The sequence below is a fragment of the Sphingobacterium sp. HJSM2_6 genome (genome assembly GCF_049316305.1).
In the GTDB taxonomy this organism is placed as follows: Bacteria; Bacteroidota; Bacteroidia; order Sphingobacteriales; family Sphingobacteriaceae; genus Sphingobacterium.
The window spans coordinates 56505-82702 of sequence record NZ_JBMOXB010000020.1; the positions used below are offsets into that span (position 1 = coordinate 56505).

General features: G+C 37.9%; 22 protein-coding genes. 18 read left to right on the plus strand and 4 right to left on the minus strand.

What is annotated here, in order from left to right; all coding sequences use genetic code 11:
• Window positions 1–62: 62 nt before the first annotated feature.
• The 3 genes from ACFRAE_RS16030 to ACFRAE_RS16040 all read left to right on the plus strand — a co-directional run bounded on the left by ACFRAE_RS16030 (window position 63) and on the right by ACFRAE_RS16040 (window position 4659).
• Window positions 63–2582, plus strand: coding sequence for a DUF5686 family protein (locus ACFRAE_RS16030; RefSeq protein WP_422798184.1), 2520 nt, complete (start codon window positions 63–65; stop codon window positions 2580–2582).
• 2 nt (window positions 2583–2584) lie between these two features.
• Entirely contained in the window at window positions 2585–3355 is a 771-nt protein-coding gene (locus ACFRAE_RS16035; protein WP_422798185.1) for an enoyl-CoA hydratase/isomerase family protein, read from the plus strand.
• Window positions 3356–3606: 251 nt separating this feature from the next.
• Window positions 3607–4659: an AI-2E family transporter gene (locus tag ACFRAE_RS16040; protein WP_422798186.1), complete on the plus strand. Its 1053-nt coding sequence runs from the start codon at window positions 3607–3609 to the stop codon at window positions 4657–4659.
• 3 nt (window positions 4660–4662) lie between these two features.
• On the opposite strand, the gene ACFRAE_RS16045 is transcribed toward ACFRAE_RS16040, so the two are convergent.
• Window positions 4663–5301 (minus strand): 4'-phosphopantetheinyl transferase family protein, encoded by a 639-nt coding sequence (locus ACFRAE_RS16045; RefSeq protein ID WP_422798187.1) that lies wholly within the window; start codon window positions 5299–5301, stop codon window positions 4663–4665.
• A gap of 190 nt (window positions 5302–5491) precedes the next feature.
• On the opposite strand from ACFRAE_RS16045, the gene dcd reads away from it, so the two are divergent.
• Entirely contained in the window at window positions 5492–6028 is a 537-nt protein-coding gene (gene dcd, locus ACFRAE_RS16050; RefSeq protein WP_422798188.1) for a dCTP deaminase, read from the plus strand.
• Window positions 6029–6213: 185 nt separating this feature from the next.
• On the opposite strand, the gene prfB is transcribed toward dcd, so the two are convergent.
• A protein-coding gene (gene prfB / locus ACFRAE_RS16055) for a peptide chain release factor 2 (protein ID WP_422798189.1) occupies window positions 6214–7300 on the minus strand; the annotation gives its coding sequence in 2 pieces (ribosomal slippage) (window positions 6214–7248 and window positions 7250–7300; 1086 coding nt in all).
• Between the two features lie 72 nt (window positions 7301–7372).
• Between prfB and pgi the strand changes: the two genes are divergently transcribed.
• Together pgi and ACFRAE_RS16065 are read left to right on the plus strand one after the other, a co-directional pair.
• Window positions 7373–9025 (plus strand): glucose-6-phosphate isomerase, encoded by a 1653-nt coding sequence (gene pgi / locus ACFRAE_RS16060; RefSeq protein ID WP_422798190.1) that lies wholly within the window; start codon window positions 7373–7375, stop codon window positions 9023–9025.
• A 180-nt stretch (window positions 9026–9205) separates the two neighbouring features.
• On the plus strand, window positions 9206–10804 hold the full coding sequence (locus tag ACFRAE_RS16065) for a M20/M25/M40 family metallo-hydrolase (protein ID WP_422798191.1): 1599 nt from the start codon (window positions 9206–9208) through the stop codon (window positions 10802–10804).
• 122 nt (window positions 10805–10926) lie between these two features.
• Here ACFRAE_RS16065 and ACFRAE_RS16070 read toward each other — a convergent pair whose 3' ends face one another.
• Entirely contained in the window at window positions 10927–13041 is a 2115-nt protein-coding gene (locus ACFRAE_RS16070) for a carboxy terminal-processing peptidase (protein WP_422798192.1), read from the minus strand.
• 221 nt (window positions 13042–13262) lie between these two features.
• Entirely contained in the window at window positions 13263–14372 is a 1110-nt protein-coding gene (locus tag ACFRAE_RS16075; RefSeq protein ID WP_422798193.1) for a tetratricopeptide repeat protein, read from the minus strand.
• 499 nt (window positions 14373–14871) lie between these two features.
• Here ACFRAE_RS16075 and ACFRAE_RS16080 point away from each other — a divergent pair, with 499 nt between their 5' ends.
• From ACFRAE_RS16080 to ACFRAE_RS16135, 12 genes are all read left to right on the plus strand, one after another.
• On the plus strand, window positions 14872–16152 hold the full coding sequence (locus ACFRAE_RS16080; protein ID WP_422798194.1) for a replication-associated recombination protein A: 1281 nt from the start codon (window positions 14872–14874) through the stop codon (window positions 16150–16152).
• A gap of 26 nt (window positions 16153–16178) precedes the next feature.
• Window positions 16179–16703 carry an exonuclease domain-containing protein gene (locus tag ACFRAE_RS16085; RefSeq protein WP_422798195.1) on the plus strand — a complete coding sequence of 175 codons (525 nt, stop codon included), beginning with the start codon at window positions 16179–16181 and terminating at the stop codon, window positions 16701–16703.
• A 2-nt stretch (window positions 16704–16705) separates the two neighbouring features.
• On the plus strand, window positions 16706–17695 hold the full coding sequence (locus ACFRAE_RS16090) for a mannose-1-phosphate guanylyltransferase (RefSeq protein ID WP_422798196.1): 990 nt from the start codon (window positions 16706–16708) through the stop codon (window positions 17693–17695).
• Window positions 17696–17808: 113 nt separating this feature from the next.
• Window positions 17809–18600 (plus strand): tyrosine-protein phosphatase, encoded by a 792-nt coding sequence (locus ACFRAE_RS16095; RefSeq protein ID WP_422798197.1) that lies wholly within the window; start codon window positions 17809–17811, stop codon window positions 18598–18600.
• Window positions 18601–18699: 99 nt separating this feature from the next.
• Window positions 18700–20445 carry a tetratricopeptide repeat protein gene (locus tag ACFRAE_RS16100; RefSeq protein ID WP_422798198.1) on the plus strand — a complete coding sequence of 582 codons (1746 nt, stop codon included), beginning with the start codon at window positions 18700–18702 and terminating at the stop codon, window positions 20443–20445.
• Between the two features lie 289 nt (window positions 20446–20734).
• Complete coding sequence (locus tag ACFRAE_RS16105) at window positions 20735–21244, plus strand: hypothetical protein (RefSeq protein ID WP_422798199.1); 510 nt, start codon at window positions 20735–20737, stop codon at window positions 21242–21244.
• 69 nt (window positions 21245–21313) lie between these two features.
• Complete coding sequence (locus ACFRAE_RS16110) at window positions 21314–21883, plus strand: winged helix-turn-helix domain-containing protein (protein WP_422798200.1); 570 nt, start codon at window positions 21314–21316, stop codon at window positions 21881–21883.
• An 8-nt stretch (window positions 21884–21891) separates the two neighbouring features.
• Window positions 21892–23277: a nucleotide sugar dehydrogenase gene (locus tag ACFRAE_RS16115; RefSeq protein ID WP_422798201.1), complete on the plus strand. Its 1386-nt coding sequence runs from the start codon at window positions 21892–21894 to the stop codon at window positions 23275–23277.
• A 28-nt stretch (window positions 23278–23305) separates the two neighbouring features.
• On the plus strand, window positions 23306–23794 hold the full coding sequence (locus tag ACFRAE_RS16120) for an adenylyltransferase/cytidyltransferase family protein (RefSeq protein WP_422798202.1): 489 nt from the start codon (window positions 23306–23308) through the stop codon (window positions 23792–23794).
• 13 nt (window positions 23795–23807) lie between these two features.
• Window positions 23808–24776 carry an SDR family oxidoreductase gene (locus tag ACFRAE_RS16125; RefSeq protein ID WP_422798203.1) on the plus strand — a complete coding sequence of 323 codons (969 nt, stop codon included), beginning with the start codon at window positions 23808–23810 and terminating at the stop codon, window positions 24774–24776.
• Between the two features lie 38 nt (window positions 24777–24814).
• Window positions 24815–26101 (plus strand): nucleotide sugar dehydrogenase, encoded by a 1287-nt coding sequence (locus ACFRAE_RS16130; RefSeq protein ID WP_422798204.1) that lies wholly within the window; start codon window positions 24815–24817, stop codon window positions 26099–26101.
• Window positions 26102–26112: 11 nt separating this feature from the next.
• On the plus strand, window positions 26113–26198 hold an 86-nt coding region (locus tag ACFRAE_RS16135; protein ID WP_422798207.1), incomplete at its 3' end, for an NAD-dependent epimerase/dehydratase family protein.

The window sequence follows — 26198 nt, forward strand, 5'->3', positions numbered from 1 at the left end:
TTTTCGTTTAATAATTTGAACTTTCGCAACAAATTGTATCTTTATAATAATCCAGTTGATTTATGAGAGGAGTACGATTTTATGGTTTCTTAATACTTTTATTCTCTGTTCTGAGCCTCTCAGAGAATGCTATATATGCTCAATCCTTAATTAAAGGCTTAGTTGTAGATAAAGAAACTGACTTACCTTTAGCCGGTGCAAGCATCTCATATACCAATAGCAATATCGGCACATCTACCGATAGTCTAGGTAAATTTCAATTATCAGCCAAGCTATCGAATAAGGCGCTAATCATTCAAGCTTTGGGCTATAAGACTCAGATAATTCAAATTCCATCGGATTTGAAGGATTGGGTAATTGCCTTGGAGTCTACTTCCAGTGTTATTGAGGCGATTTCCATTACCCATCGAGGAAAGTATACTAATAAAAATAATAAAGCTGTCGAATTAATCGATTTGGTTATAGACCATAAATATAAAAATAGGTTAACTGGCAAAGACAGCTTGCAATTCAACCAATACGACAAGCTGAAGTTTGGGTTTTTAAATCCCAAAGCTACTTTTGAAAGAGGATTACTGGACTTAAATTTCTTGTTCGAAAACATTGATAGCAATAGTATTGCTGATAAAAAGCTGTTGACTGTATTTTTAGAAGAAAGTAATGCACATGTATATGGAAAGCAAAATCCTTCCAAATTTAAAAAGCAGATATATAGCCAAAAGAAAACAGAATTTAACAAGCGATACATCAATAACCCCAATATTCAGGAGTTTATGAACTACATGTTCCAACCTGTAGATGTATACGATGAAAGTGTTTTTGTGATAAACAAACAATTTTTAAGCCCTATTGCAGATAATGCAAAACTCTATTATCGCTATTATTTGACCGATACCGTCTTCAATAAAGAAGGGTATTTTATTCAATTAGCTTTTGAACCAAGAAACGATATTGATTTGTTATTTAAAGGCACTTTAACCATTGCTATGGATGGATCCTATGCCGTTAAGTCGGCTGAAATGGCCATTAGTGAAAATAGCAATTTAAATTTCCTAAAAGAAGGGACTATTTCTTTCCATTACAGTAAACAAGAACAAGGAATCATGCTATTGGACAGTACCCAATTCTTCGCTAGCTTTGGTATACGCAAAGGGGAATCATTCTTCGCCAATAGAACCTCTATCAATACGAATTATCGACTTAACCAGCCATTTCCAGAACAAATATTTCGTGGAGCTCCCGTTGAAGTGTTGGCGAATGCAGAACAAGGCACTTTGGAAAGACCTATCAATTTAAATAGCGCTGAAGCGAAAACCTATGAAAACATCGAACGCTTAAACAATAAGAAAAGTTTCAACGCATTATTGGCTACAGGGTATTTATTGGCACAGGGATATTACGTATTAGGCAAACTGGAGTTAGGGCCATTAGAGTACCTGTACAGCAGAAATAACATAGAGGGCAATCGCTTTAGGATAGGTGGAAGGACAACCCAAGAATTAACCGATAAAGCCTATTTAGAGGGGTATTTGGCCTATGGATTACGGGACGAACGATTGAAATATTATTTGAAGGGCGCCGTTTCCTTAAATGGAAATTCTGTAGTTAAATTTCCTGCACATTATATAGAGGCAGCAATCCAGCATGACATTTTAGAACCTGGGATGGGCCTATCTTATCTAAAAGGCGATAGTTTTTTTAGATCCATACGTAGAAATAGTCCGACCAAATGGTTTGATACCAAGGCTTATCAATTACAGCATGTTATCGAATTTGGAAACCATATCAGTGTATCGACAAGCCTCACCCATATGAATAGAAACACCGTGGGTGATTTAAGGCTGGTAAGCAGTGCAGATCCCGATCAATTGCTTCGCCAAATCTACAGCAATGAGGCGCAGGTTGACCTGCGTTGGGCACCCAATGAGAAGTTTTTTTATCGTAACCTAACAAGAAGGTCAATTGTAGAGCGCTATCCAGTTTTTAATGTTAGCTATACGCGAAGTTTAGCCGGTCTTTGGAACACGTCCTATCCGTACGAGAAATTTAGGGCTTCCGCATCCAAGCGACTATTCTTAAACCAACTTGGATTTGCTGATGTGCAATTGACGGCTGGGAAAATATGGGGAACCTTACCATATCCATTATTAGAACTACCAAATGTGCGACAAAAGGAAGATCGTCACAAGGTAGATTATGACCTCATGAACCCGATGGAGTTTGCGGCGGATGAATACCTGAAGTTAGGGTTTTACCATCAATTGCAAGGGTTTCTACTCAATAAGATTCCATTGATAAAAAACCTTAAATTACGGGAAGTATGGGGAGCTCAGATGTTTTACGGAAAGTTGAGTGATCATAACAATCCTTACCTAAGTCAAGATGTTGTTCATTTTGATAAAAATAACGATGGGGAAATTATAACCCAAGTATTAAATAATACCCCATATTGGGAAGGTTCGGTAGGTTTAGACAATATCTTGCGAGTGTTGCGGGTAGAATATGTCAAAAGGCTTAGCTATGCGAATTATCCCAATAGTACGAAAGATAGAATTCGAGTATCTGTAAACATAAATTTCTAACCATGTCTTATCAAAATTTACTCATCCAACACGAAGGTCATACTGCTACGATCTATATTCATCGAGAAGCCAAATTGAATGCGTTAAATTATGCAACCATTACAGAGCTCAAACAAGCATTCCAAGCGTTGGAGAACAATCCCTTAGTATGGGGGGTGTTACTTACAGGCTCTGGAAGCAAGGCTTTCGTTGCTGGAGCAGACATCTCAGAATTTCAAGATAAATCTCCGGAGGAAGGAATAGCTTTAGCCCGATATGGCCATGAGCTTATGGATAAGATTGCCAATTTTTCAAAGCCTGTTTTAGCAGCTATAAACGGTTTTGCATTAGGAGGAGGTTTAGAATTAGCCTTGTCCTGTCATATTCGGATTGCCTCTAGCCAAGCAAAAGTAGGCTTACCCGAAGTGTCCTTAGGATTGATTCCAGGATATGGAGGTACACAGCGGTTGACCGCTTTAATAGGGAAAGGCAAAGCTATGGAAATGATTCTTACGGGCGATATGTTGACTGCACAAGAAGCCTTACAATGGGGATTAGTCAATCATGTCGTAGAAGTCGAGGAATTAATTCAAACCGGACAATCCATCCTGTCAAAAATATATACCCGTTCTAAAACTGCGATCTCTGCAGCCATACAAGCGATCAATGCCCAGGATAACAATGCCGTAGATGGATTTGAACAAGAGATAAAAGCTTTCGGACAGTGCTTTCATAGTCCTGATTTTGCAGAAGGCGTACAAGCGTTCTTAGAAAAGCGAAATCCTAAATTTTAACCCAAGCCTATGAAACTATAGATTCTAAAATACTTAGGATCAATAACCATTCGACTCAATAGGATTGGTGCCCAGCTGATTCCTACCCTCCGATTAACTTGTTAACGAGGCGATGTACTCGATAATCGCTTGTCTATCCACATCGTCGTAAAAAATAGGAGGTCTTAAAACAAATTGCTGAATTTGTTATTTATTACTGTTGAGAGTAACACTAATACACAGACCTATTCAAACTATTTACAAATTAAGTTATGAACAATAATGATGTTTTTTCGCAAAAGGAACGGAATATTATTATCCTAATCATTGTGTTGATTCTAGGAGGTATCATTCTTTATGCAACCTCGGGGATATTCGAAGCCATTTTGGGAACCCTTATTATGTATACCCTGTTCCGCAATTTAAATATCTATTTTATCGAGCGTTGGCATTGGCCTAAACCGCTTTCTGCGATAGTAATTATCATTATTTCCATATTTATTATTGTATTGCCATTTGTAGGAATTGGAAAAATGCTCATTAACAAAGCGATTGAGTTACAGCAGAATCCGCAATGGATTCAACGGGTAATGGATTCCATCAACCATTTCGTTGGCGATAAAATCGGTCAACCGGATTTAATTCAAAAACAGTTAGAAGATAGCTCCTCCTACTTTGGCGGACTCTTAACATCCGCATTGGGAACTGCAGCCAACGCATTTTTAGAAATTACTGTGATGTACTTTCTACTTTATTTCTTGTTTACAGGTTATAAGGGCTTTGAAGGAAGTCTCATCCATTACCTACCCTTCGATGACGAGAAGGCTTATGTGTTCGGAGAAGAGCTTAAAAACATCACCTATTCCAATATTATTGGGCAGACCATTATAGCGATCATCCAGGGGGCTTGTTTAGCCTTAGGGTTTTATATATTCGGGGCCAAAGATCCCCTGTTTTGGGGCGTCATATGTGCCATTCTATCGTTTATCCCTTTACTTGGGCCACCATTGATTTTTGTACCTGCGGCCATCATTTTACTCTCCGAAGGCCAAACATGGCAAGGTACAGGATTATTAATCTGGGGTTTTGTTTTAGTTATTAATATCGATAATGTGTTGCGGTTGATTATAGCCAAGAAAGTCGGAGACATTCATCCCATTATTACCGTAGTAGGTGTGATTATCGGAATACCATTATTTGGGCTTATCGGTTTGGTTTTTGGGCCATTGCTATTGGCCTACTTTCTCATTGCCGTGCGCATATACAAAGCCAATAAACGCTTATCATTAAAACAAGACTATTTGCAAGAGCGATTGGATGAGTAAACCTTATTCCATCACATACCCAATCATATACTCCTGAAAACGTTCATAATGCACCTGATAAGTTTGGGTGGAATCGTTTACTTGCAGTAACACCTCCATGGATCCAGACGCTTGGTATTCAAAAGGTTGAACGGTCATGTGGTTTAAAAAGGATACGCCTTTATTACCCTGCAGTTTGTATAAGGCTTCTTTGGCACACCAACAGGCATACAGTTGATTCACATAATTTTCTTCCTGTAGGTGACTAAGTTCCTCCGTTTTGAGGAATTTATTTTTAATTCGGATAACCTTGTCTTTAACGATTTCCAAGTCTATGCCACACATGCCTTTCGCATTAAGCATGACACCTGCATAATCGAAGGAGTGGGTTAAGGAGATTTCGTAGGGGAAATCAGGCAGGTAAGGTTTGCCATTTTGATCCGAAGGACAATTAATGTAATCTGTAGTTTGCAATAAATAGCGCAACAATACCCGTGTTGCTAACCAATGTTGCTTCCGCTTTCCTTTACTTAAGGTTTTTAATTTTTCCTTTTCCTGATCATCCAATTGCAGAAAGCTGATTAATTCTGCTTCAGACTCTTCTATTTTCCATAAAGCAATGCGACAGTCCGCATTTATTTCCTTTAAATAAGCTAGTGCCATAGTCAAATGTAGTATTTTGTCACCTGAATTCCATCATGTATACCCTGCATATTTCCGTGACATTAACAATTTTTTAATCAGCATGCCACTTGGAATTTTATAAAAGCCCTTGACTATTTAATATTTGTAGGAGTAAAGGCAATAATGTATTTTTGAATCCTGCTAAAAGGCAGTAAATGAGCTTCAGCATATGATATTATCAGACAAAAGAATTTTAGAAGAAATAGAGCAAGGCAGCATTGTAATTGAACCATTCGATCGCAAATGTTTAGGAACAAATTCATATGACGTACACTTAGGCAAATACCTAGCCACCTATGTAGATGAAGTGTTAGATGCGAAGAAGCATAATCAAATTCAACATTTTGAAATTCCAGCGGATGGATTTGTGCTCATGCCGGGCATGTTATATTTAGGGGTGACCTTGGAATATACCGAAACCCACGGGCATGTCCCATTCTTAGAAGGTAAATCCAGTACAGGACGATTAGGTATTGATATCCATGCGACAGCAGGAAAAGGAGATGTAGGTTTCTGTAATACTTGGACTTTAGAAATTTCTGTCGCGCAGCCTGTAAGAGTTTATGCAGGAATGCCTATTGGTCAGCTTATTTACTTTGTGGTGGAGGGTGATATTGAAACCTTGTACAACAGTAAAGGAAACGCAAAATATAATAGCAAAACCATACGTCCAGTAGAGAGTATGATGTGGAAAAATGCATTTTAGCTATAAACGAAAATTAGAGAAAATTCAAGCGATGCCTGAATTTTCTCCAATTTCCTAAAGAGCTTGCCATGCAAACGCCGAACTAGACCAAGGAGATCCCTTCTACCTACCTTATCGTAAAGATGTGGGTCATGTTTTCGTCGAAGCTAGAACAGATCTCCCGTAGATTTTCTCCCAGCTAATTCTTAGCCTCTTCCAAACTCCATCAAATAAGATTTCAGGAATTCATCCAACTCACCATCCAGTACTGCTTGGGTATTCGAGGTTTCGGTGCCTGTGCGTAAATCTTTAATTAATTTATAAGGATGCAAGACGTAATTTCTGATCTGCGAACCCCATTCGATTTTCTTTTTAGAGCCTTCGATAGCAGCCGTAGCTTCTTGTCTTTTACGCATTTCAATCTCGTAAAGCTGTGATTTCAAAAGGCGCAATGCATTTTCTTTATTTTGTAATTGCGATCTCGTTTCCTGGTTTTTTATGATAATCCCAGTAGGCTTATGGTGCAATCGTACCGCCGTTTCTACTTTGTTCACATTCTGTCCTCCCGCACCTCCAGATCGAAAAGTATCCCATTCAATTTCAGAATCCTTCACATCAATTTCGATGTTGTCATCCACGAGGGGATACACATAAACAGAGGCAAAGGACGTATGTCTTTTTGCATTCGAGTCAAAAGGTGAAATTCGAACAAGACGGTGTACACCGTTTTCCCCTTTCAAATATCCATAGGCGAAATTTCCAGAAAGTTGTAGTGTAACAGATTTTATGCCGGCCACATCACCTTCTTGATAATCTTGCTCCGTGACTTTACAACCATGCTTTTCGCCCCACATAATGTACATGCGCATCAACATCGCTGCCCAATCGCATGATTCCGTACCACCAGCCCCTGCTGTAATCTGTAGAATAGCATCTAGCTGATCCTCCTCGGCGCTCAACATATTTTTGAACTCCAATTCCTCAACATCCGTCAACGCTATTTGGTATTGTTCTTCTAGTTCTTTATCGCTGGCATCTCCACTTTGAAAAAATTCGTATAAAACTCCCGTATCTTCAATAGTAGCTTGTACCGCATCGAATTGATCGGTCCAAACTTTATTATTTTTTATGGAATGTAGAACTTTTTCAGCGGCTTTTGGTTCGTCCCAAAAGTCCATTTGCAGGGTAATCTGCGTTTCTCGGTCTATTTCTTCTTTCTTCGCATCGATGTCAAAGATGCCTCCTCAGGGAAGACATTCTATCCCTCAAGTCTTGAATTTGTTCTTTGGTCATAGGACAAAGATAACATAAATTGAGGATTCCTTATTTCCTAATCCTTATATTTGAAGAAAATCGTCAATTCATATGTTACCAAAAATAGATTTTAGTACCACACAAGCCTTCAAGTATTTAACCGATCACTACATCAGTTTATCCGAACAAAGTTTAAAGGATTTATTTGAATCCGATGCTGAACGTTTTTCCAAATTTTCACTGCATCTTGGAGATATCCTATTAGATTATTCTAAAAATAGAATCAATGAGCAAACAATGGCTTTATTGGTGCAGTTGGCAAAGGAATGCCAATTGGATCAAGCTATTCAAGCCATGTTTTCTGGGGAAAAGATCAACGAAACAGAAGGTCGTGAAGTTTTACATACCGCATTGCGTAATCAATCCAATGAGCCCGTTTTAGTAGCTGGCCAAGATGTAATGCCTCAAGTTCGTGAAGTACTCGGTCGAATGAAAGATTTCAGTCATCGCATTATATCGGGGGCTTGGAAAGGCTACACGGGCAAGGAAATTACCGATGTTGTAAATATTGGTATTGGTGGATCTGACTTAGGCCCTGTGATGGTGACCGAAGCATTAAAATCTTACAAGACACGCTTAGATGTACATTTCGTTTCGAATGTCGATGCTACGCATATAGCAGAAACCCTAAAGGGGTTAAATCCAGAGACCACCTTGTTTTTGATCGCTTCTAAAACATTCAGCACTCAAGAAACCATGGCAAATGCTCAATCAGCGAAAGCTTGGTTTCTAGCTTCTGGAGCTCAAGGAGCGGATGTAGCAAAACATTTTGCCGCATTAAGTACCAATGCTGTTGGTGTTTCAGCTTTTGGTATAGATACCCAAAACATGTTTGAATTTTGGGATTGGGTAGGCGGTCGTTATTCCTTATGGTCTGCTATTGGACTATCAATCTGTTTGGCTATAGGTTATGAACATTTTGAAGAATTACTGATCGGAGCACACGAGGCCGATGTACATTTCAAAACAGCCGCATTTGAGGAAAACATACCAGTTATTTTAGCTCTACTAGGGATTTGGTACAATAACTTTTTTGAAGCAGAAAGCCACGCTATCTTACCTTATGACCAATATCTACACCGCTTTGCGGCCTATTTCCAACAGGGCGATATGGAAAGTAATGGTAAATACGTAGACCGCCAAGGCAATCGTGTCGATTACCAAACAGGGCCTATTATTTGGGGTGAACCTGGAACCAATGGTCAGCATGCCTTTTATCAATTGATCCATCAAGGAACTAAACTAATTCCATGTGATTTTATTGCGCCTGCCATCTCGCATAATGCGTTGGGCAATCATCATCAGTTATTGTTATCGAATTTCTTTGCGCAAACAGAAGCCTTGATGAATGGAAAAACAGAAGAGGAAGTGGTGAATGAGTTGTTACACGCCGGTAAATCATCGGAAGAGATTGAAAACTTGAAAAACTTTAAAGTTTTCGAAGGCAATCGACCTACAAACTCTTTTTTAATTAAGAAAATTACGCCAAGGACCTTAGGAAGTTTAATCGCAATCTATGAACATAAAATATTTGTTCAAGGAATCATTTGGAATATTTTCAGCTTTGACCAATGGGGGGTGGAATTAGGAAAGCAGTTGGCGAATCGAATTCTTCCGGAATTGGAAAATGATCATTCCATCAGTTCACATGATTCTTCGACCAATGGATTAATCAATCAATATAAAGATTGGAGAACCAGCTAGGTTATTTCAACTGTAGCATCGTATAAATTTTAAAACAGGCAGCTGACAGAATCAGCTGCCTGTTTTTTTTTGTTCGACTAAACATAGATTCCCGACGAATGCATTGTAATAATCAGCGTAATTAAAATTTATTTACGACCTTTAAAGGACGAGGTCTACCATCACCTAAAACTAAACATCATGATTTCAACTACTTATCCTTCCATTTTTTTTCGCTATTCTTTGGTCTTTATAATCCCGTTCATCAGTAGTATAGGACTAAGTTATGGACAAGCAAGTGTCGAGAACAGTCAAAAAACAGACCCCATTATTCAAGAGATTGTGGCTGAAGCATCGCGTAATTCCGAATTGGAACTACTGGCATTTGAATTATTGGATGTCGTAGGTCCGCGTTTGGTTGGAACACCAGGGATGATCCAAGCGAATGAGTGGGCGGTCCAGACCTTTAAACGTTGGGGCATTACCGCAAACAATCAGGAATTTGGAGTATGGCATGGATGGGAACGAGGAATTTCCCATATCGATATGACTTATCCGAGAAATAAAAGCATAGCCGGAACACAATTAGCCTGGAGTCCCAGCACGCATGGCAAGGCAATCGAAGCAGAAGTTATTAGTTTTCCAGAATTGAAAGATTCTTTAGCCTTTCGGTCGTGGCTACCTCAAGTAAAAGGAAAATTTGTGTTAATCGCTATGCCACAACCTACTGGTCGTCCAGATGCCAATTGGAAGGAGTTTGCCACCCAAGAATCTTATGAAAACATGAAAAAAAACCGGGACTCCTTGCAGACTGCTTGGAATAACCGGATCAAAGCAAGCGGTTTATCCATCAACTCCATTCCAGCTGTGCTGGAAGAGGCTGGCGCTGCGGGAATATTGACGAGTTATTGGTCAAAAGAGTTTGGAGCGAATAAAATCTTTGGTGCACGTTCCCAGATTGCTCCGTCCTTGGATATTTCGTTGGAAGATTATGGCCTGTTGTACCGCTTGGCTACACGAGGCTATAAGCCTAAAATTAAAGTAGAAACTTCGTCTAAACAGATAGGGAGTGTACCATCATACAATACCATTGCAGAAATTAAAGGGTCTGAATTTCCGGAGGAATACATCATCCTTTCGGCCCATTTAGATTCTTGGGAGGGAGGCTCTGGAGCGACAGATAATGGTACGGGAACTATAGTGATGATGGAAGTAGCGCGGATATTAAAAAAAATACTACCAAACCCGAAACGTAGCATTCTAATCGGGCTTTGGGGAAGCGAAGAACAAGGCCTGAATGGTTCGAGAGCTTTTGTGTTGGATAATCCAGAAATGATGGAACGTGCGCAGGTCGTTTTTAATTTAGATAATGGAACAGGTCGAGTAAGTACGATAGGGGGATCAGGATTTGCCCATGCCGAAGAATTTATGGGGCGTTGGCTCCATGCAGTTCCTACGACGATTACCCAGCAAATAAAAACGAACTTTCCAGGTACACCAAGTGCGGGGGGATCCGACCATGCTTCATTTGTGGCCGCAGGAGTCCCTGCGTTTATGCTTAGTTCCCTTTCTTGGGGTTATGGACAAAATACCTGGCACACCAATTTAGATACTTATGATAAATTGGTCTTCGATGATTTAATTACTAATGTTATTTTAACAGCGATTTTAACCTATCAAGCTTCCGAAGAACCGGGGCTTGTCAATCGCGAGAAGAGCATATTGCCGGTAGGTAAAGACGGTCGTAAGCCAGATTGGCCAGCTATACGACAACCTAGGCGCTCTGGAGTTGGTTATTAATGCTTGCAGTAAACTAAGTTAAAATCGATAAAGAAATCCGCAATTTCAAGACTTGAAAATCTTTCAATACGCAGAAAGGGAGCAAATTTTGCTCCCTTTCTGTATGCAGTAAAAGACTGATCTTATTTTTTTGTACGAATATAGTCTGTCATAACTTTGGCACTTTCATCCAACTCAAAGTCGAAATCAAATTTAGGCTGCGGTTGTCCTTCTTTCCAAGCAGGTAAACCTAAAAACGATAACTGCTTATTCACTCTTTCGCGATTTTTGAGTCTATTTTTTTCACGCTCTGCTTTTAATTTTGTTTCATTTAATGAAATGGAAGGGATGGAATCGAATTTGTTGAATTCTTCAATATCTTCCAACAAGAACGAATATGCAGGTGATTTTGCCATCCTTGCTTGGTGAATTTCATTTAACTTACTCGTTACAGCACTTAAATCTGCAATTTGGGTAAAAGTCGAAGGTTTTATCTGATCCCAAGGTAAGGCAGAAGGTTCTGAACTTTCACCAAATTTTTCCGCAGTGTATTGTGTTGGGAACGTTAAATCCGGAATTACTCCTTTATGCTGGGTACTACTTCCAGTAATGCGGTAAAACTTACCAGCAGTGATATTGATTTGACCAAACTCTGGAGCACCATTTGGCGTGTCAGGGTCTGTGCCTCCAGCGGCTTTGATTAAGAGGCGATCCGTCGCACTAATAAATCTAGCCATATCTGTTGCGCTTTGTACAGTACCTTTACCATAGGTTGTAGAGCCTAATATTATTCCACGACCGTAATCTTGTATCGCTCCTGCAAAAATTTCAGAGGCGGAAGCGGAGAAACGATTGATCATTACCCCAAATGGGCCTTCCCATAAGGCGCCTGGTTCTTGGTCACGATCCACTTGAACACGGTCGCGCGTGTCTCTAACTTGCACGACAGGCCCTTGATCGATAAACAAGCCAGTCAATTCGATCGCTTCTTGTAAAGATCCACCACCATTACCTCTTAAATCCATTAAAATCGCATCAACTTGATCCTTTTTTAAACTATCAATCAATAATCTTACATCCCTGGTGGTACTTTTGTAATCCTTTTCGCCACGACGTAAGGCTTCAAAGTCAATATAGAATTTCGGTAAATTGATTATTCCAATACGGTAATCTTTACCATCTTCACCTTTTATGGTTTTAATTTCGCGTTTGGCAGATTCCTCCTCTAAGATAATTTTATCCCGAGTTAAAGTGACAATTTTAGGAGCAGCTGCCAAGTCTGAGCTGGCAGGCAATATTTTTAAGCGCACGACTGTGCCTTTTTTACCTTTTATTTTGGCTACAGCGGCATCAATTCTCCAGCCGATGATATCTTCAAACTCTCCATCTCCTTGCGCAACAGCGATGATGCGATCATTTATTTGCAATGATTTCTCTTTAAAGGCAGGACCTCCAGCAATAACCGCTTTTATAGTCACCATTTCATTCTCCATCATGAGTTGTGCGCCGATTCCCTCCAAGGTGTTCGACATGCTTTCATTGAACGCTTGTGCAAAGGAAGGGTTGTAATAATTGGTATGCGGATCCACAGCTGCAGTCAAGGCTCCCATAATTACTTGAAAGGCATCATTTGCATTTGTTTTTTTAGCTTGCGAAATCAGGTTGTTATAGCGAGTGCGCAATGTTTCTTTACTTTTATCTAAATCAAATTTAGCAGAATCTCCAGTTGCTAATTTCAAATTCAATAAATCATATTTAACACGCTTTCTCCATTGCTCCTTAACTTCAGCCTCCGAATTAAACCAATTTAATTTCTCACGTAGCACTGTTAAAGATTCATCTTTGGTGAAATCATGATTTACATCGATTTGTTGCAAGGCTATATTCAAACCTTCCAAATAACGTTCTGTGTATTTATTGAAAATTAAAAAAGCACTAGACAAATCACCTTTTTTGAAATCTTGACTCAAGGTATTTTTAAACGCATCAAATTCGGTGATATCCGATTTCAACATGTAATTTTTACTTTGATCGATTCCATCCAATAAATTCTTATAGACGATGTTTGAAATCGAATCAGTCATAGGGACCTTTTTGTAACTATAGTTTTCTAATAGATTGGCTACAACTTTCGCTATGGTTTCATGTTGAGTCGTTGGGCGCAATTGTAATCCTTTTTCCTCTAAATCAACGCGGGGTTTTGCACCACAGGCAACCACAGATATTAAGGCTAGACAAAAAATTAAATTTTTAAACATATCACTGAATTTCTTAAAACTGTTCATTATAATAATCGAATGAAAATTCGAAGTTGTAAATTTTTTATAATCGTTTATTCGGATAAAATTAATTAAAATTATGACAATGTATCATCCGTAATCGTAAAATATTCGTATCAATTGTCTTGATTAAGCCATATTAGTAGACATTTAAGAAGCTTTCGGAATGAAATAATCCCATAAATGCGAAAGCGCTGGATTTACAGCAAGGTTTTGCTGCTGGATGGAAAGATTTCTTGCCTCAATTTCCAATAGTTATCTAAGGCGATTTCAGCCTCTTTAAAGTCACCCATTAATAAGTAGATATCGCCCAATTTATCGCTTATGGCTAATTGTAGGGTTTTATTATCTTCTTGTTCTGCTAATGATTTGGCTTGCTCCAACTCCAATTTGGCCACCGAATAATTCTGCTGAATATATTTTGAGTAGCCTAAGCGATACTCAATTTCGGAAAGCGGAGAAACAATGGCTTTACTCTTTGCCAAATCTCTCGCCTGTATTAAGAACCACTGCGCTTCGGTGTGCTTGTTCTGTAATTGATAGATCTTGCTTAGCTTGATCCAAGCTTTAATTTTTCCATCGTAATTTTTGACCTTATTAAATAATGGAATTGCCCTTCTGATAATGCTGTTTTCAGCTGCTCGATACTCTTTATTGTAGGCGTCATTAAGCCCGATAGCGACATAAGAAGTTCCTTGATCGATTAAATCCTTTTTTGCAATGGCTTGTTTTAGGTATAGCTCTTGGAGTTGTCCTGCAGCCGCATGCATGCCATTAAATCGATAGGCATTGGCCAAATTAAAATCTATGATGGATCGGTCGGGACTAGCACCTGCCAGCAGCTGGGCCCGCTTAAGGTAATCTAAGGCCAGCGTCATGTCTTTATTTTTTAAAAGGTCCAACGCAAATAAATTAGCGGCCGCCGCGGCTAATAAGGCTTGATTATTGGATTCCAACTTTTGGATCAGTTCTTTCCATTGTACATCGGTACTGGGAAGGGGTTGGAAGGCCTGTTTTAATTGATTGGTCGCTGAGGGAAAATTAAATTCGTTCAACAGATCTTGGTAATCCAATTGCCTCGCTATGGTATCGTAAAAATCTTTTTTTTCTTTGTACGAATCCGTGATGGTTTCTTCTTTTGTTCTAGGTGTTGGAAGGACATATACCATTGGACCTATTCCGTGAAATGCGATATCGTATTTTGTCACAAAACCTGAAGGATCTAAGGGTGTTTCTTGCGTTTGTGCATCTAATCGAAAACCTACGATGAAGAATAGTAAAGCAAGAAATAGAGGTTTAATTTCAATCATTTCTTTTTACGTATTTATCAAATGTATCATTTTATTTATTTTTTCAATCAATTTGCAGACAGATTTGAGTCTTTTTAACAGTTCATTACTAGCTGAATTCCTTGAAATGATGCGTTGTGTTTTGTTCTAGAAAACGCTGTTCTTCGTTGGATCTCCTTCGGATCTGGTACGGATCTTTATTGGATATTTTACGGGTCCAAGCGATGAATATCCGATTAAGATCCGAAGGATGTCCTTAAGTATTTCGGCGATTCTGAAAGGAGGCTAGGGATAGGACCGCTTTGCTAAAGGCTGTTTGTAGGGAGGTTTCCTCCAGACGATTGTACCCTCAAGCATTTCCTGCGACCATGGAATACGGGGCGTTTAGGAAATCAAAGCGCAGGGTTCTAAGCTGTTGGGTGGTATTGAGGTAGGCAAAGCGCTGTCAGAGTCCTGGGTTTATTCGTCAAATACATACGATGATTGTCATTCAGATTTAAAATCAATAGCTTTGTTTGACATGGCAACACAAATCCCTTTAGCAGAACGAATGCGTCCTACACGGATCGCTGATTATGTAGGACAAAAACATATCATTGGAGAAGGTGCGGTATTGTGGAATACATTGCAACAGAAATCCATTCCTTCAATGATCTTTTGGGGTCCGCCGGGTGTTGGTAAGACGACCTTAGCATTGCTTTTTGCCCAAGAATTGGGGAGACCTTTTTATAGTTTGAGTGCCATAAAATCGGGGGTAAAGGAGGTTCGGGAGGTGTTGGATAAGGCAGAACTTATGCGGCAATTTAATGAAGAACAACCTGTTTTATTTATTGATGAAATCCACCGCTTTTCCAAATCTCAACAAGATTCGTTGTTAGGCGCAGTGGAAAAAGGTTTAGTCACCCTGATAGGTGCTACGACAGAAAACCCATCATTTGAAGTAATATCCGCCTTATTATCCCGCTGTCAGGTGTATGTATTGCAGGAATTATCAAAAGATGAATTGATTGAAATTATCAATCATTCCTTAAAGTATGATTCCATTTTAAAGGATCAAGGAATTGAAATTGCAGAATATGATGCTATGCTACAACTGTCTGGTGGAGATGCTCGTAAATTGTTAAATATTTTGGAATTGGTTAGTCAAGCATCAAATTTTAAAAAAGCAGTAATTAATAATAACTTTGTGGCCACACAAGTTCAGCAAAGTAGTATACGCTATGATAAAGCTGGAGAACAACACTATGATATAATTTCGGCATTCATCAAATCCATTCGAGGTAGTGATCCAAATGCAGCAGTTTACTGGCTTGCCCGAATGATTGAAGGTGGGGAAGATCCAAAGTTTATCGCTAGGCGTTTACTAATATTGGCTTCGGAGGATGTTGGAAACGCGAACCCCAATGCATTGCTGTTAGCAAATAATTGTTTTCAAGCAGTGAATGTGATTGGTTGGCCGGAATCACGAATTATATTGGCACAAGTGGTCGTTTATTTGGCTAGTTCTCCAAAAAGTAATGCGAGCTATGAAGCTATTAATAAAGCGCAATCGATCGTGAAACAAACAGGCAATTTATCTGTTCCTATTCATTTGAGAAATGCACCGACGAAATTGATGAAGGAATTGGATTATGGAACAGATTATCAATATGCGCATGCGTATGCAGGTCATTTTGTCGATCAGGAATACCTGCCTAATGAACTGGCTGGCACGAAGATTTATGATCCGGGGAAAAATGCAAGTGAAGATAAGTTGAGGCAAGGATTAAAAGAGAAATGGAAGTTGAAGTATGGTTATTAAGAGTTATCACGTAAATTATATTGGAAATGTCTGATACGTTTACCGCAATAGATTTTGAATTAGCAACGGCTAATTACAACAGTATATGCTCTGTGGGCATCGTAAATGTGTTGGAAGGAAAAATTGTTAATGAATTTTACAGTTTGGTAAGACCGCCAGATAATAAATATATGTGGCAAACATCCCGAGTTCATGGGATAAAAGCAAAGCATACCAATGCAGCACCAAGCTTTTTAGAGTTATACCCAAGTATTAAAGAGCTGTTGTTGGCTCAACGTATGGTTGCGCATGATGAATTGCTGGATCGTTCGGTGCTTAAAGAGACCATGAAATTTTATGGTTTGCCATACCATGAATTGTTATTGGCAAATCTTTGGGAATGCACCAGCAAAATCTATCGAGCGATAGGTTTTGAACGTACGAAGTTGAGTATTTGCTGCGAATTAATGGGGGTTGAATTGCAACATCACGATGCCTTGTCTGACGCTAGAGCAACAGCAGAACTCTATTTAAAGCGTGATTTGGCTATAGAAATTAAAAAATTAGGTTAGTTATGAGTAAAATTATTAATGTCATTTTATCGGGTGGTGTCGGATCTAGGTTATGGCCCTTATCCAGAAAATCAAAACCGAAACAATATTTGCCCATCTTTGAGGGTAAAACTTTATTTGAACTGACTGTAGAAAGAAATCAACCGTTAAGCTCGCAAACTTTATTGGTGGGCTCCAAGCAGAATAAAGATTTAGCGAAACCTTTTTTAACACAGGTTCCGCACGAAATAATTGCAGAATCTGTACCGCGAAATACGGCAGCAGCTATTGCATTTGCTGCTTTTCAAGCCGATCCTGATGATATTTTAATCGTCACTCCATCGGATCATTTGATTGAAAATCAGGAAGCTTATCAAGAGGCTATCAATCAAGGGATTGTTTTTGCTCAAGAAGGTTTTATCGCTACGTTTGGTATTATTCCTGAACGCCCTGAAACGGGTTATGGGTATATTGAGCACGATGGTAATACGGTGTTATCTTTTAGAGAGAAACCAAATGAAGAAACGGCTCGAGATTTTATTAAGAAAGGGAGTTTCTTGTGGAACTCTGGTATTTTTTGCTTTAAAGCGGGCGTCTATTTAGAAGAGCTTATGCATTTTGAACCCAAGTTATACTCTTCTGCCGAAGTGGCGTTTGAATATGCAGCAGATTTGGAGTTGGATGTAGAGCATTCGCAGTTGATTCCATCGAAAAGTATAGACTATGCCGTGTTGGAACGTAGTGAATTAATAAAGGTAGTTCCTGCCCGATTCAATTGGTCTGATATGGGAGCCTTTGATTCTTTGTTTAGCTATTTTAAAGAGAAAGGTCACCCTGTGGATGAACGTGGCAATATAGTTGTAGGTAGTCAGGTGCATACTGTTTTTGTTGGCTTGTCAAACTGCATGTTAATCAATACAGCAGATGCGGTATTGGTATTGGATAGAGCAAAAGCACAAGATGTAAAACAGGTCTATGAATTACTGGAGAAGGAAAACTCCGCACTTGTTTAAAATTGGAACTGTAGCGAATGTAGAAAATCATTCGTATCTTAAATGTTAAATCAATTTATACATGTGCTGTAATGAATACAGTATCGGCCTGAAAAGCAAACAACAACAAGCGTATGGGATTTTGGAGTAAAATTTTTGGAAGTAAAGAGAAGCAGTCAGAGGCTCATTTTAACAAATTATCGTGGATAGGATGGGATATACACAACCATATACTGCCTGGAATCGATGATGGGAGCGATTCTATCGAACAATCTATCCAATTAATTGAAGGGTTAAAAGAATTAGGAATTCATCATGGGGTGTCTACTCCACATGTCATGGCAGGTGTTCATAATAATACGCCTGAGACTATTGAGGCGGCTCACTCTTCGTTAAATCATGCATTAAAAGAGAGTCACATTAATTTTACACTGGGTTTTAGTGCAGAATATATGATCGATGATCAAATCGATGAATGGATTCAAGCGAATAAACTTTGTGTCATTGCGGATAAGTATATGCTGATTGAAATGTCTTATTTAGCAGAATCAAAGGCATTGTTTAATATCATTAAATCGATTCAAGAATTAGGCTATCAGCCTATTCTTGCGCATCCGGAACGGTATAACTACTACCATAATAATTTTAAAATATTTGAAGAGATTAAGGCTGCCGGATGTTTATTGCAGCTCAACTTACTTTCGGTAAGTAAATACTATGGCGAAGGGGTGAAAACTTGTGCACTGACGCTGATTCGTGCCGGGATGTATGATTTCGTAGGAACGGATATGCACCATGATAGACACTTGGAAGCATTAAAGAATGTGGTGAATAAATACGATTTGAAAGATCTGCTGAAAGATTGCCCCATTCGAAATGCAAAACTCTATGATGAAGAAAAAATAAAGCGATTGAGTATAGCTTAAGAGAAAATAAAAAACGCCATTCGGAAAATACTGAATGGCGTTTTTATTTTTCTAAATATTTCCCAGATTTTTACGAATTTTATTGCCTATTTATTAACGATGAATTTTTCAAAATTAGGTTTTACTATTTTCTGCTTATTATTTTTCTTTTGGACTCCAATGGTTTCCAGTCAACCTAAAGTTATTATAGAAGACATTATCTCGGTTAAAGATCCTCAAAAACAATTGGAACTGGCACTGCAACTTCCTGTCAGTTTTGGGAAGGATACGCTACAATTGCAGCAACAATTAGGATCATTATGGAAATTTGCCGATGAAACAAATAATATACCTGTGAAATGGGCTTATTATATGTTGATGGCAGATGGTTACTCGATCGCTTTTGATCAAGTGAATGAGCGTTCGGATTTTTATTTCAAGAAAGCGTCCAATTTGCTAATCAAAGGGAATTATGCTGCATTAAAAATTACAGGTCTTATTCGGGAGGGGTATTATCATTTTACGTACCGAGAGGTTAAGGAAGCTTTTCCGTTTTTTTTGCAAGCTAATGAAATGAAATCCAAAGTAGATCTCGAAAAGATACCTTTACTTCCCCTGCATTTTGGCTTTATCGGTAACTTTTATAGTTACATTGGCAATCAAGATCAGGCTATTCGATACCTCCAAGCAGCACTGCCATTTACTGAAAAATTGAGTCGAAAGCGGATTGATATGGTGAATGCCATCGCTGTTTATAAGGAACGTGACTCCTTGTTGGATGATGCCTATCATTATTATAAACAGGCTTTACATATTGCAAAATTGGCGAAGGACTCGGTATGGATAGGGATAATTTCTGGTAATATTTCCGAGCAAGAATTGCGGAAAGGGAATTTGGAGCAGGCTATCGTCTTAGTCAAGCAAAATATTGCCCTATCTACAAAGTTTAATGAATATCTTGATGCTATGCGAGCTAACTTATCATTAGCGTCTATTTATATCCTGCAAGGTAAGTGGGTTTTAGCGCAAGATGCTGTATGGGCGAGTCAACAACTGATGGAGGACAAGCCTTATTTTTTGCCTTTTCGAATGAAATCCTATAAATACCTCGCGGAAATAGCAGCAGGTATGCATAAGCAAGCGGATGAACTCCAATATTTAAATAAATATGTTTATCTCCGGGATAGTTTAGCCAAGAAAGAGAATAATGCCGCATTACAAAAAATTTATTGGCAATGGGAAACTGAAAAATTTAACCTGGCATTAAAGGAGGAACAAGATAAAAGAGATCAAATAAAACAGGTTTATCAATTTGTTGGTATGTTATTGATCTTCGGTTTTATCATTGTTGTGTTATTAATTCATCGGTCTAAATCAAAAATAATAATCCGTAGTACGATGCTGGAGAAAGAACAGCTTCGATTGTCCTATGAAAAGCAATTGGTCGATCATGAACTGGTTATTCTAAAAAATAGTTTAGAAGAATTTACTGCAACGATCAAGCAAAATGATTTGACTATTCATCAATTGCGAACGGAAATTAGTGAAGTGGATCAAAATCCTGAATATCAACAGCAAATTTCCAGTAACCTGAATGAATTATTGGAAAGTCACATCATGACGGATGAACGTTGGATCCGGTTTAAACATGTTTTTGAACGGGTGTACCCGGATTATTTAGCACAAAAAAAACAAGCGAATCCTAAATTATCGGAGAATGACTTGCGGCTTTTAGCGTTGTTGAAGTTGGATTTGAGTAATCGAAGTATGAGTGATTTACTGGGTGTATCCATCGAAGGGGTAAAAAAGGCGAAACAAAGATTAAAAAAGAAGTTGGATGGGACCTTGGAAATCATGGTAAACTAGGTCTACTGTTTCTGATTTTTTACTGTAATTTATTTTCATAATAGGATATTTTAATAGATTTTATTGATTTTTAGCCTTTGGTTTACAGGTAATAGCTGGGTATATTTTCGTAGCAGGAGTCTGGTTTCTACGAAATATTGGCTCAGTTTAGTTTTTATTTCGCTTATTTTCAGTGAATATAGTAATTTGTCCACCCCCTAGACCCTATTTGTCCCCTTTAAAAAATAGGATAATTGTTTTCCCTCATGTAACTTTGTCTTTACATAACGAAACCAAATTATTAAAAATTATGAATCCTACCATCTGGGTATTATTACTTGCTATTGCTATCTTTCTTGTTTATTTATATAAACAATATCAGCAAAAACATTCTTTTGCTAAAAAAGCTGAATTAAAGGTTCAAGTTTTTTTAGATCAAAAGTTAAGTGAACATTCTAAACACTATGGTTGTATCATTTTTCAATTACCGAAATATCATGAGCAATTAAAAGAGGTGGTGATTACTAGTGTTAGAAGCTCGGATAAATCCATGAGGATTAATAATTTTGATAAGCTTAATTTTTTTATTGTTCCTGGCAGAACCATAGAATCAGCGAAAAGATCCATCGGTTTTTATATCTCGAACGCTTCGTTCAATAAAAATCTTACAACCAGCAATGATCTTTTAATTAAAGGATATTTTATTTCCTTGGATAATACTCGAACTAGTTTTTTGAAATCATCTAATTATCAGATGGAATCGATGGATGCGAGTGAACTTAATCCCATTCATCGAGCGGATAAGCTTTCGCTTCAATAAACTGATTTAGGTTTTATTGCTTGTCTTTTTTTTATTGAGGCTGTAGAAGATTTGTAAGTTTCCTTTTACTTGAGTACTTTTGTTACTCAATATTCTGGAATGTTGGATACGCTCATTACCTCAAAAACTAGGTTGAAACTGCTAATCAAGTTTTTCGTTTTATCAACGAATAGGGGATACTTGCGTGGTATTGCGGAAGAGTTTAATGAGTCGACAAATGCTATTCGCAAAGAATTGAATCAATTAACGGAAGCGGGTTACCTATTGAAATACCAGAAGGATAATAAAATCTATTATCAGGCGAATACAAACCATCCACTTTATCATTCTTTAAATCATTTAGTCAGGACTTACCTCGGCGTGGATGAATTAGTCGATTTTGTGCTTAGCCGTTCTGGAAAAATAAATCAAGTATCATTATTAGGGGATTATGCTCGTGGAATTGATTCAGGAACGATTGAATTATTGATTCTTGGGGATTCATTGGATTCTGTATATTTATTACAACTTTCTCAAAAAATGGAAGTAATTTTAAATAAACAGATTCAATTGTATTTTGAGAAACCTAAAGTATTTTTAGAACAGATTATATTGTATAGTGAGGAGGATCCTCTTGGATTAAGAGAAGAATCAATTTAAAAGATAACATGAGAGTAACAAAAATAGCTTGTATAGGTGCGGGATATGTAGGGGGACCAACCATGTCTGTGATTGCTCAAAAGAATCCACATATTCAAGTCACTGTCGTTGATTTAAATAAAGCGAGGATTGACTCCTGGAATGCGCATGATTTGAATGAAATTCCTATTTACGAACCTGGCTTAGCTGAAGTTGTTGGGGAAGCTCGGGGTCGTAATTTATTTTTTTCTACAGATGTGGATGGCGCAATTCGTGAAGCTGACTTAATTTTTATTTCGGTGAACACCCCGACTAAAACATACGGAAAGGGGAAGGGTCAGGCTGCTGATTTGAAATTTATTGAATTATGTGCCCGACAAATTGCTGATGTTGCCCAATCGAATAAAATAATTGTAGAAAAATCAACCATTCCTGTTCGTACAGCTGCAACTATTAAAAACATATTAGATAACACCGGTCAAGGTGTTCAATTTCAAGTCTTATCTAATCCTGAATTCTTAGCGGAAGGTACTGCCATACAGGATTTACACCATCCCGATCGCATATTAATAGGTGGGGAAGATCCGGAGGCTATTGCGGCATTGAAGGCGGTCTACGAAGCTTGGGTGCCTTCGGAACGAATCATCACGACCAATTTATGGTCATCTGAACTTTCTAAATTGGTGGCTAACGCTTTCTTAGCTCAACGGGTATCTTCTATCAATTCCATATCGGAACTGTGTGAGGTGACCGGGGCTAATGTGGAAGAAGTGGCTCATGCCATCGGACAAGATTCTAGGATAGGGTCAAAGTTTCTGAAGGCATCGGTTGGCTTTGGAGGTTCATGTTTCCAAAAGGATTTATTAAACCTAGTCTATATAGCTCGTTCTTATAATTTGCATGAAGTGGCGAATTATTGGGAACAGGTAATTTTATTAAATGACCATCAAAAAATTCGATTTGCAGAAAAAATAATTAATTCCATGTACAATACCGTAAATGGCAAGAAAATTGCTTTTATGGGCTGGGCGTTCAAAAAGAATACAAATGATACGCGGGAGTCTGCAGCTATTTATGTTGCCGACCATTTATTGGAGGAACAGGCACAACTAACTGTCTATGATCCAAAAGTGTCTGCTATTCAAATGTATAAGGATTTGGATGCTTTGGGAAATCGTTCTCCTGAAGAGAATAGGGCACTTTTGAAGGTTGTCAATGATCCCATGGAAGCGGCGAAAGACGCTCATGGCTTGGCGATTTTAACGGAATGGGATGAATTTAAATCGCTAGACTGGATGCAAATTAAGACAGTGATGAAAAAACCTGCATTTATTTTTGATGGGCGAAAATTGTTGGATGCTGAGGAGATGAAAGCCCTGGGTTTTATTTATTATGCAATTGGAGAAAAACACTAACCAATCAATTATTAGCTACGATTTCTAAATGGAAAAGAAAGAAAAAAAAGGAAAAAATGAGTTGCAAAGGGATTATAATCCTGGTCCTCGTGTCGGGATAACCTTCAGTACCTTCGATTTATTGCATGCTGGCCATATCATGATGCTTGCAGAAGCAAAACGCCAATGTGACTATTTAATATGCGGGCTGCAAATGGATCCTACATTGGATCGCCCAGAAAAGAATGCACCTTCACAGACTGTGGTGGAACGTTATATTCAGTTAAGAGGTTGTGTGTATGTGGATGAAATCGTTCCTTATTCAACGGAACAAGATTTAGAGGATATTTTGAAATCTTTTAAATTGGATGTTCGAATTGTAGGTGATGAATATAAAGATCGGGATTTTACCGGTCGTAAATATTGTGAAGAAAAAGGCATTGCATTGTACTTTAATAGTCGTGATCATCGCTTTTCAAGTTCAGGTTTGAGAAAGATCGTGGCGGATAAAGAAAATGCAAAGAATGGTAAAGGATAAAATTATTATATAAATGAGTAAGATTTTAATAACAGGTGGGGCTGGATTTATTGGTTCTAATCTAACAGAATATTTTTTAGGTAAAGGTCATTCCGTGGTTGTATTAGATAATTTTGCCACTGGGCATAGGCATAATATTGTTCAACATGAAGGAAATCCTAATTTTGAATTAATTGAAGGAGATATACGTAATGTTTCAGATTGTGAAAAGGCAGTAAAGGATGTTGATTATGTTTTGCATCAGGCAGCTTTAGGCTCTGTACCTCGATCTATTAAGGATCCACAAACTTCAAATGAAGTGAATGTTTCAGGCTTTTTGAATATGTTAGTTGCTGCGAAAGATGCTAATATTAAGCGTTTTATTTATGCTGCATCTTCATCTACTTATGGGGATTCTGAAAGTTTGCCGAAAGTAGAGGATAAAATTGGTAAACCGCTTTCTCCCTATGCTATTACTAAGTATGTGAATGAACTATATGCCGAAATATTCTCTAAAACATATGGAATTGAAACTATTGGTCTACGCTATTTTAATGTATTCGGTCGTCGTCAAGATCCTAATGGGGCTTATGCTGCGGTTATTCCATTGTTTGTAAAGAAATTTATGAACCATGAAAGTCCGGTTATTAATGGAGCTGGCGACTATTCGCGCGATTTTACTTATGTGGATAATGTTATCCAAATGAATGAAAGAGCAATGTTGACTGATAATCCAGATGCTGTAAATACGGTATATAATACCGCGGTAGGTGATAGAACTACACTTACTCAATTAGTAGGATATTTAAAGGAGTTCTTATTGGCATACGATTCCGAAATTGCTAATGTGGATGTAATTCATGGTCCCAATAGGCAGGGGGATATTCCACATTCCTTAGCTTCGGTTGATAAAGCTAAAAAACTTTTAGGATACGAACCTTCTCATGCAATTAAAGACGGCTTAAAAGAGGCTGTAAAATGGTATTGGGATAATTTAAAATAGTTCAAGATTAAGAAATTTACTACAGTTAACAATTAAACATGAGAAAAATTGCTGTTATTGGTTTAGGGTATGTAGGATTGCCACTTGCAAGATTATTTGCTACGAAATATCCTGTTATTGGTTTTGATATCAACCAAAAGCGAATAAATGAACTTCAACAAGGTAAAGATTTTACTTTAGAGGTAGAGGATGATGTATTGCAAGCTGTTTTAGTTGAATCAAACCCTTACTTAGCAAATGGATCAAATGGTTTGTATTGTTCAAATCAGTTGAGTGATATTGAAAATGCAAATTTCTATGTTATTACTGTTCCGACTCCAGTCGATAAACATAATAGACCTGATTTAACTCCTTTATATAAGTCTTCTGAAACAGTTGGAAAAGTATTAAAGAAGGGTGATATTGTAGTGTATGAATCTACTGTATATCCAGGAGTAACTGAAGAAGAATGTATTCCTGTTTTGGAAAAAGTTTCTGGTTTAAAATTTAATGTGGATTTTTTTGCAGGTTATTCACCAGAAAGAATTAATCCGGGAGATAAACAACATACAGTAGAGAAGATATTAAAAGTGACATCTGGATCAAATCCAGAAATTGGTAAACTAGTTGATGAAGTTTATAAATCAGTTATTTTAGCTGGGACTCATTTAGCACCAAGCATAAAGGTTGCTGAGGCTGCGAAAGTGATAGAAAACTCTCAAAGAGATATTAATATTGCATTTGTTAACGAATTAGCTAAAATTTTTAATATCCTTGAAATTGATACCCATGCAGTTTTAGAAGCTGCTGGAACAAAGTGGAACTTTTTGCCCTTTAAGCCAGGATTAGTAGGGGGACATTGTATAGGGGTTGATCCTTATTATTTGGCTCAAAAAGCACAGGAACATGGATACCATCCTGAAATAATATTAGCTGGGAGAAGATTAAACGATTCAATGGGTGAATATGTAGCATCGCAAGTAGTGAAAACGATGATTAAAAAAGGTATTAATGTTAATGGGGCTGAAGCTTTGATGTTGGGTGTAACCTTTAAAGAAAATTGCCCTGATGTTAGAAATACAAAGATTGTTGATGTAATAGCGGCTTTAGAAGATTATGGAATTCAAGTTTCTACTTATGATCCGTGGGCAAATCCAGCTGAAGTTCAACATGAATATAAATTGAATAGTACTAAAGAATTGCCTTCAAGTAAATTTGATGCTATCATTTTGGGGGTTGCCCATAATGATTTTAAGGAAATTAATCTAGACCTTTTGAAGAAGGACATTGCTGTTATTTACGATGTCAAGGGTGTAATTTCTGAAAAGGCAGATAATAGGCTGTAAAATTATATATTATGAATTCTAAAACCATATTAATAACCGGGGGAGCGGGCTTTATTGGCTCTCATGTAGTTCGTGAATTTGTTCAAAAATATCCTGA